The organism is Nocardia sp. NPDC060220 (assembly GCF_042727815.1).
In the GTDB taxonomy this organism is placed as follows: Bacteria; Actinomycetota; Actinomycetes; order Mycobacteriales; family Mycobacteriaceae; genus Nocardia.
Window position 1 is genome coordinate 1 of the sequence record NZ_JBHWZY010000264.1, and the last position, 8,016, is coordinate 8,016.

An 8,016-nucleotide genomic window follows, 5' to 3' on the forward strand; every position below is an offset into this window, starting at 1 on the left:
GATGTGTATAAGAGACAGCCCTGGCCGCGAGGTGCCGTTCCACCTCCGGATAGGCGACGAGTTCGCGCAGCACCTCACGCAGTGGCCCGACCTCCTCGCCGCCGAGGATGAACAGGCTCTGCGCCTTGGTGTTGGCCAGCAGCCGCTGCCCGACCGGGTGACGTTCCCCGTGGTAGGTGTCGAGCAGGGTGGCCGGTGCCCTGTCGCTGCTCACCGCGGCGAGTTTCCAGCCGAGGTTCACCGCGTCCTGGATGCCGGTGTTCATGCCCTGCCCGCCCGCGGGCAGATGGACGTGCGCCGCGTCGCCCGCGAGCAGCACCCGCCCCCGCCGGTACTCGGTGACCAGACGCGCGGCGTCACCGAAGGCGCTCACCCAGACCGGTTCCGCGTGCGAGATGTCGACATCGGTCAGCCGCTTCCACACGTCGGCGACCTCGGCGAAATCCGGTGGGCCGGTGCGACGCCGGGGTGCGGCGCCGCGTTCGCCGACGATGATCCGGTAGGCGCCCCCGGGCAGCGGGGCGCTCATCACCATGCCGCCGGATACCTGCTGGCCGATCATCCGCGGCGCGATCTCCACCCCGCGGACATCGGCGAGCAGCAGTTCGGTGGTGGCCGGGGTGCCGGGGAAGTCGAACCCGGCGGCCTTGCGCACCACACTGCGGCCACCGTCGGCGCCGACGAGATAGCCGGCACGCAACGGCGCGTGCTCCGCGAAGTGCACGGTGACGCCGTCGGCGTCGCTGTCGAGCCCGACGACTTCGTGTCCGCGCCGGATGTCGGCGCCCAGCCCACGCGCCCAACCCTCCAACACCGCTTCGGTCGTCGACTGGGGCACCACGCGTGGCGCTTCCAGCGGTGCGTCGAGGACCGTAAGGTCGAGCGGAATCCCGCCGAAATGCCCCGCCGAACCGGTCTCCACCGCGCCGAAGCGGCCGAGCAGTCCACGCTGGTCGAGCACTTCGGTGGTGCGCAGGGTCAACCCGATGCCACGCGATTCCCCGGTGCGAGCGGGCAGCCGGTCGACGACGATCACGTCGACGCCCGCCAGCCGCAGTTCCCCGGCCAGTGTCAGCCCGGTCGGTCCCGCGCCTGCCACGATGACGGCAGCGTCCATGGTTACCTCCTGAATTCCGTTCATGCCGCATGACTTCCGGAGTCGTCGACGCGGCACACTGTGGTGCCGGAGCTCACCGTCGTGCCGACGGTGGCGGTCAGTTCGCGCACGATGCCCGCCCGGTGCGCGGTGAGCGGCTGTTCCATCTTCATGGCCTCGAGAACGGCGACGAGGTCGCCGGAATCAACCCATTGCCCTTCTGTCACAGCGATTTTCACGACAGTGCCCTGCATCGGCGCGACCAGCGCGTCGGAAGCGAAGGCGCCGCGGCCACCGCGTGCGGTGCGAGCGCTGCGGCGTGGCGCCGCGATGCCGATGCGGTCGGGGGCAGGCAGCGAGACCTCGAGCCGTCGGCCGCTGATCTCCACGACCACCGTCTCCCGCTGGGGTTCGACTGTCGTCTCCCCTGCGACGTCCTGCGCGGCGATGCGATTGTCGAAGTCGGTCTCGATCCAGCGGGTGTGCACCGTGAACGGCGCGCCGGTGAAGGCGGGGTCGTCGAGCACCGCGCGGTGGAACGGCAGCGTCGTCGCGACGCCGTCCACGGTGAGCTCGGCGAGCACCCGGCGCGACCGCGCCAGCGCTTGATCGCGGTCGGCGCCGGTGACGATCACCTTGGCCAGCAACGAGTCCCAGGCCGGGCCGATCACCGATCCCTGCTCCACGCCGGTGTCGACCCGCACTCCCGGACCCGAGGGCGCGGCGAACTTCGTCACCGTGCCGGGCGCGGGCAGGAAGCCACGCCCCGGGTCCTCGGCGTTGATGCGGAACTCCAGCGCGTGCCCGCGCGCGGGCGGGTCGTCGTAGCCGAGGGGTTCACCGCGGGCGATCCGGAACATCTCCCGGACCAGGTCGATCCCGGTCACTTCCTCGCTCACGGGATGTTCGACCTGCAGCCGGGTGTTCACCTCCAGGAACGACAGCGTCCCGTCACGCCCGATCAGGAATTCGCAGGTGCCCGCGCCCACGTACCCCGCCTGGGACAGGATCGCCTTCGACGCCCGGTACAGCTCGTCGCGTTGGGCGTCGGTGAGAAACGGTGCGGGCGCCTCCTCCACCAGCTTCTGGTGGCGGCGCTGCAACGAGCAGTCCCTGGTCGACACCACCACCACGTGCCCGAAAGCATCGGCGAGGCACTGGGTTTCGACGTGACGCGGCTGCTCGAGGTAGCGCTCCACGAAGCACTCCCCGCGCCCGAAGGCGGCGGTGGCCTCGCGCACGGCCGCGTCGAACAGTTCGGCGATCTCCGCGCGCTCGCGCACCACCCGTAACCCGCGACCTCCGCCACCGTGGGCGGCTTTGATCGCGATCGGCAGTCCGTGCCGGTCGGCGAAGTCGACCGCCTCGGCAGCGCCGGCTATGGGGTCCCGCGTGCCCGGCACGAGCGGCGCGCCGACCGCCTCGGCGATGCGCCGGGCCGACACCTTGTCGCCGAGCGCACGGATTGCCGCGGGCGGCGGGCCGATCCAGGTGAGACCGGCGTCGAGCACCGCCTGCGCGAAATCGGCGTCTTCGGAAAGGAATCCGTAGCCGGGGTGAACCGCGTCCGCACCGGCGGCGGCTGCCGCGCGCAGCAGTTTCGCGGCGTCGAGGTAACTCGTCGCCGGCGTGTCCCCGCCCAGCGCGTACGCATCGTCGGCCAGCCGCACATGGGGTGCGTCCCGATCGGGTTCGGCGTAGACCGCGACCGCGGCCAATCCTTCGTCGCGGCACGCGCGCACGACGCGGACCGCGATCTCGCCCCGATTGGCGATGAGTACCTTGCGCATGGTCGCTGCTCCCTGTCGCTTCGTCACGGTCACAGGTAGACGGTGTTGGGCGGCAGGCCGACCAGCGAACGGCCGTAGAGCTCGATGTTCACGCTGGGCGTGATCATCGCGTGCAGCGAGGTCGCGTGGATATCACGCTGCAACCGCGCGATCGGCACGTCGCGCTGGATCGAGGAACCGCCACTGGCCTGGGCCAGGATCTCCACCGCCTGCTTGGCCTGGTGGGCCACCCAGCCGATCTGCACCCGCGACCAGACCCGTTCCTGTTCGGTCCACGCCTCGTTCGCCGCGGCCTTCGCATCGATCACGTCGGCGTAGGTCCGTGCCCGCGCCTCGGCGTCCTCGATCAGCAAGGCCGCCTCGCCGACCTGCAAATGGGTGACCGGGGCGTCGAGCTGGCTGGCGTAATCGGTGTAGGTGATGGGCCGACCGGGCAGCCGTTCGACGAACGCCGCCAGCGCCGCCCGCGCCGCACCGACCAGCTGACCGGTCTGGATCGCGGTGACCGGCACCAGCACCGGCGCCGCGTACTGCGGCTTGAGCACGTTCACCGCCGACTTGGACCGATTCTGGTAGAAGTCCTCGCCGGTGATCACCCGGTGCTCGGGCACGAACACGTTCTCGGCGATTGTCGAGACGCTGCCGGAGCCTTCCAGCCCGGAGGTGTACCAGTCGTCGACGATCCGCAGATCAGCGGTCGGCACCAGGGCGAAGATCGGCACCGGCTCGGCACCGGGCTCGGTCGGCAGCGCCACGGTGACTTTCCAGTGTGCGTGCAGCACACCGCTGTTGAAGCGCCATGTGCCGTTCAGTACCCACCCACCGTCGACCTTCGTCGCGGTACCGGTGGGCGCGGTGGTGCCCGAGATCCGCACGTTCGGTGTCGCGAAGACCTCGTCGAGCGCGGCGTCGGGCCACAGCGCCGACATCCAGGTGAGCGAGGCGTAGATCGACAGGCAGAACGCCACCGAGGTGTTGCCACGGGCGACCTCGGCGAGCACGTCCACGAAATCCCGGGTGTTGGATTCGTAGCCGCCGTACTGCGCGGGAACCTGCATGTTCAGCAGCGAGGATTCCTCGATCGCGTCGATGACATCGTCGGGCAGGCGGCGGTTCTCGTCGATCCAGCGAGCCCGCGAACGCAATAGCGGCGCCAGCTTCGTGGCACGCTCGACGAGTTCCTCACGGGACGGGTTGGTAGACATGGTCGATTCCTCTCGCCGAATATCGTGAATACCGAAGCGGTATCGAAGAAGTTCGAGAATTATTCGGCGACAACGCTGCTCACCGATCACCGAAAATCTCGCACAGAATTCGGCGACGATTCAAGAGCTGCGGAACGACTCTACGGTCGACCCGTAGGTTCTCCCCGGGGAAACCACAGGATCATCACCAGGGCAACGTCTTCGGAACCGATGGCACACGCACAAAAGACGGCAGTCGTGTGGAACACGACTGCCGTCCGAGTAATTCGACTACCGGAAACTACCTCACGCGCACTCCCGCGCATTCATTACCCCGGCCAGTTGACGCCGACCCGCGATACCGAGTTTCCGGTACACATTGGACAGGTGGAACTCGACGGTGCGCACCGTCAGGAACAACTGCTCGGCGATTTCCTTGTTGCTGAGCCCCCGCACCGCGAGGCCGGCGATCTTGCGCTCCTGTCTGGTCAAGCCGGTCTCGCGATGCTGCGTGTCCAAGGCGCCGAGGACCGAGCCCGCGCGCTGCAGTACAGGGCCGCTACCGGCGGCGGCCGCGAGCTCGGTGGCCGCCGTGACAGCCCACCGCGATCGCTCCACATCACCCTCGACCGCGTGCAACTGCCCCAGATCACACAGTGCGCCCATCAGCTCGTAGCGTGCTTCAGCGAGTTCGAGCAGCTCTACGGCACGTTCGAGCGCGCCCACCGACCGACTGTCGCGCCGCGCCATGCCGACCGCGTGCAGGGCCCGTCCCACCGCCCCCGGTGAACCCCAGCGCCGGGCTGCGGCCAGCTCGTCGTCGGCCAGTGCCGCCGCGAGATCGCAGCGGCCGAGCGCGGCGGCCACCAGCGCGGCGCGGGAACGCCACGGAACGATCGCCGGATTGGCCACATTCAGTGCGGTCAACACCTTTCCGCAGGCCAGGTAGTCCGCCAGGCTGCGCTCGAGGTCGCCTTCGGCGCGATGCAGCGCACCTCGGGCGGCGAGCACGTGCGCGTGGTCGGGCATCGCGTCCACCGCGCTCATCCGGTCCTCGAACAGACACCGGGCACTGCTCAGATCGCCGACCTGAACCAGCGCCTCGACGAGCCAAGCCAGCGCCATGCCACGCAGCGCGGGTGACACACCGCGGCGTAGCAGCGGTTCCATCGCCGCGATCGCCGCGGCGGGGCGACCGGACTGCGCGTCGATCCTGGCGCGAATGAGCGTCAGCGCTTCGAACAGGCGGAACGAGATCTCGCCGCGTCCGTCGGACAGCAGCCGGGTGCAGTACGCCGCGGCCTCGGCACATCGGTCCGCGTAGACCAGGGCCAGCAGAGCCAGCCACAGACATCCCGGGTCGGGCTCGTCGGATTCGGCATCGAGCACGACTTCCGACCGCCGGACGATGGTCTCCCGGTCCAGAACCCCGCAGTGCACGAAAAGCATGTTCTGCACGCCGCCGCACAGGGTCTCGGCATCGCCGAAACGGAGGCGGGCCTCGGCGCGACCGACGCCGGACAGATAGTCGACCTTGTCGGTGAGCCGGGAGTCTCGGCGTTCACACCACGTCGATTCCGCGTGACCACATCGCACCGGCTCGACGCACCCCGAGTTTCGGGGTGTTTTGATCGACAACACCTTCTGACGTTCCGACATAACATTCATTACGCTCGGGGCCGACAGGCCTTCCGAACGGGACACAGGATGATCGGTCATGAAGTCTCCCTGGTGCAGCGAGCCGAGCTTCCACGACCATGCCGTCGAAGGCCGCGAAAATCCCCCCGGTTGTCAAAGTACCAGCGACACAGCGCAATTCGGAGTGATGTTCAACATATGAATACGATGATCTTATCTCTTGCAGATCACATCGTGAATTATCGACTCGCACACGCTATTACCCGAACAAGATCGAGCATTGCCATGACACCGAATGTGATGGTAATCGTACGCGCAATGGGATGGATGCCACCGAGAGGCCTTGGCGCAGACCTCGAACCGGGGCACGCCCACGGCCCGGCGCGACTGGAGCCGGGCAAGTAGCCTCCTCGTCTCGTCGAACAGTCCCGATGTTCAACGGTAACGGGATAGTTCATCCATGTCATCTCGAAAGACCAGGCAACTGTATCCACGAGTTCAACTCGATGGCCCGAGAGGACACGGGTTTCACTCACGCAGATCGGTGGTCTGGTGCGAGCCCGGCGGTGCTCGCTAGATTCGGAATCCAGTGCCCACCAGTGCAATCGGAGGTCCCCATGGGGCAGACCGTCCATGACACGGTGTCCGTCTCCTGGCTCCGTGACCATCGGGGCGAGCCCGACCTGCTGGTCGTGGACGCGAGCACCGACTTCACTGTGCTCGACGACGCGACATTCACCCTGGAGTCGGGGCGCACCGCGTACGCGGCAGCCCATGTCCCGGGCGCCGTGTTCGCCGACCTACTCACCGACTTCGCCGATCCGGCGTCCGATCAACCGTGCACCGCACCGGAATCGGAGCGCTTCGCCGCGGCCGCCGGCGCGATCGGCATCGGCGACGGGGTACGCGTCGTCGTCTACGACCAGCACGACGGAATCTGGGCCACTCGCTTCTGGTGGCAGTTGCGTTTGGAGGGTTTCGACGACGTCGCGGTCCTCGACGGCGGCCTTCCCGCATGGCGGGCGGCGGGCGCCGAGGTTTCCGACTCCCCGGTGACACCCACACCGGCCACCTTCACCGCCCGCCGCCGCCCTGGCCTCATCCGATCCACCGACGAGGTCGAGGCGGCGACAGCCGATGACAAGTTCCTGCTCGTGGGCGTCCTGGACGCCGCGACCTATCGTGGCGAGACAGACGTTTTCGCCCGACCCGGCCACATCCCTGGAAGCATCAACCTGCCGATCGACCAGATCCGCGACCCGGGGACCGGCGCACTACGCCCGCTCGAGGAACTGCGGGCCTTGTTCGCTGCCGCGGGTCTGCTCGATCCAGCGATCACGCCCGTGACCTACTGCGGCGGAGGCGTCGCGGCAACCGGGGTCGCCCACGCGTTGGCACTGGTCGGGCGCGACGACGTCGCTGTCTACGACGGATCCCTGACCGCATGGACCGCCGACCCCGCGCTACCTCTGGTCGTCGGCGAGCAGCCGGGTTGACCCGACAGCTCCGGTCGGCACCCCGTGTGCCGGAACATGGAGGCATGGACAACGGAGCACAGAATTCGACGGGAAAGCTGGTCATGGTGCGCCATGGCGAGTCGCACGGCAATGTCGGCAAGCGGCTCGAAACTCGTGTTCCCGGCCCATCTCTCACCGAACGCGGCACCGCGCAGGCCGCACGATTCGGAGCTGCCGTCGCCGGTTCGCCGCGGCTGTTCTGCTCGGCCGCGCTGCGGGCCCGCCAGACCGCCGAGCAGATCGAGTCGGTCGTCGGAGGTCCGGTGATTGTGCTGGACGGTGTGTACGAGGTGCAGGCCGGCAACTTCGAGGGAGTCGACACCGACGTCGCGCACCAGGCATTCCACCAGACCTATCAACGGTGGCACCGTGGGGAACTCGACCTGGCGGTTCCCGGCGGCGAAGCGGGCAACGACGTCCTCGACCGGTTCCTGCCGGTGCTCGAGGACCTGCGCACGCGGTACCTGACGCCGGGTGCGGGCACTGATGTGGTGCTGGTCAGTCACGGTATGGCGATGCGGCTGGCGGCCGGCGCGATCGGCGGTGTGCCCACGGCGTTCGCCGCGAGCACACGCCTCGACTTCACCCAGACGATCGAGCTGACGCCGCGCTACGGTCCGGCAGCGCAGTTCCTCGGCTGGGGATGTACCCGGTGGGGGCACTACGTCCCACCGTTCGGCGACATCGCTACGTAGCTCAGACGCTGTCCCCCAGCAGGTTCAGCGCCCGGAAGTCGGCGAGATACTTGCCGATGAGGGCGCGATCGAGATGCGGGACGGCCAGGCCGACGG

At 68.4% G+C, this 8,016-nt stretch carries 6 protein-coding genes; 2 read left to right on the top strand and 4 right to left on the bottom strand.

Going from position 1 to position 8,016, the window contains the following annotated elements; all coding sequences use genetic code 11:
* The 4 genes from ACFWF3_RS15785 to ACFWF3_RS15800 form a co-directional block, all read right to left on the bottom strand.
* Positions 1-1,117 (bottom strand): FAD-dependent monooxygenase (locus ACFWF3_RS15785; protein ID WP_379314232.1); only part of this gene is annotated, 1,117 nt, incomplete at its 3' end.
* 20 nt (positions 1,118-1,137) lie between these two features.
* Complete coding sequence (locus ACFWF3_RS15790) at positions 1,138-2,886, bottom strand: acetyl/propionyl/methylcrotonyl-CoA carboxylase subunit alpha (protein ID WP_379314233.1); 1,749 nt, start codon at positions 2,884-2,886, stop codon at positions 1,138-1,140.
* 29 nt (positions 2,887-2,915) lie between these two features.
* Positions 2,916-4,091 carry an acyl-CoA dehydrogenase family protein gene (locus ACFWF3_RS15795; RefSeq protein ID WP_378994815.1) on the bottom strand — a complete coding sequence of 392 codons (1,176 nt, stop codon included), beginning with the start codon at positions 4,089-4,091 and terminating at the stop codon, positions 2,916-2,918.
* A 285-nt stretch (positions 4,092-4,376) separates the two neighbouring features.
* Positions 4,377-5,729, bottom strand: coding sequence for a LuxR C-terminal-related transcriptional regulator (locus tag ACFWF3_RS15800; RefSeq protein ID WP_379314234.1), 1,353 nt, complete (start codon positions 5,727-5,729; stop codon positions 4,377-4,379).
* A gap of 596 nt (positions 5,730-6,325) precedes the next feature.
* Between ACFWF3_RS15800 and ACFWF3_RS15805 the strand changes: the two genes are divergently transcribed.
* Both ACFWF3_RS15805 and ACFWF3_RS15810 read left to right on the top strand, forming a co-directional pair.
* The gene (locus tag ACFWF3_RS15805) at positions 6,326-7,204 is read left to right on the top strand and encodes a sulfurtransferase (protein WP_379314235.1); all 879 of its coding nucleotides are present in this window, start codon (positions 6,326-6,328) and stop codon (positions 7,202-7,204) included.
* Between the two features lie 44 nt (positions 7,205-7,248).
* Positions 7,249-7,920, top strand: coding sequence for a histidine phosphatase family protein (locus tag ACFWF3_RS15810; RefSeq protein ID WP_379314236.1), 672 nt, complete (start codon positions 7,249-7,251; stop codon positions 7,918-7,920).
* Positions 7,921-8,016: the final 96 nt, after the last annotated feature.

Excerpts from the sequence above, each read along its gene's own strand:
- ACFWF3_RS15790 (WP_379314233.1), bottom strand. The coding sequence starts at position 2,886 with ATGCGCAAGGTACTCATCGCCAATCGGGGCGAGATCGCGGTCCGCGTC.
- ACFWF3_RS15795 (WP_378994815.1), bottom strand. The coding sequence starts at position 4,091 with ATGTCTACCAACCCGTCCCGTGAGGAACTCGTCGAGCGTGCCACGAAG.
- ACFWF3_RS15800 (WP_379314234.1), bottom strand. The coding sequence starts at position 5,729 with ATGTCGGAACGTCAGAAGGTGTTGTCGATCAAAACACCCCGAAACTCG.
- ACFWF3_RS15805 (WP_379314235.1), top strand. The coding sequence starts at position 6,326 with ATGGGGCAGACCGTCCATGACACGGTGTCCGTCTCCTGGCTCCGTGAC.
- ACFWF3_RS15810 (WP_379314236.1), top strand. The coding sequence starts at position 7,249 with ATGGACAACGGAGCACAGAATTCGACGGGAAAGCTGGTCATGGTGCGC.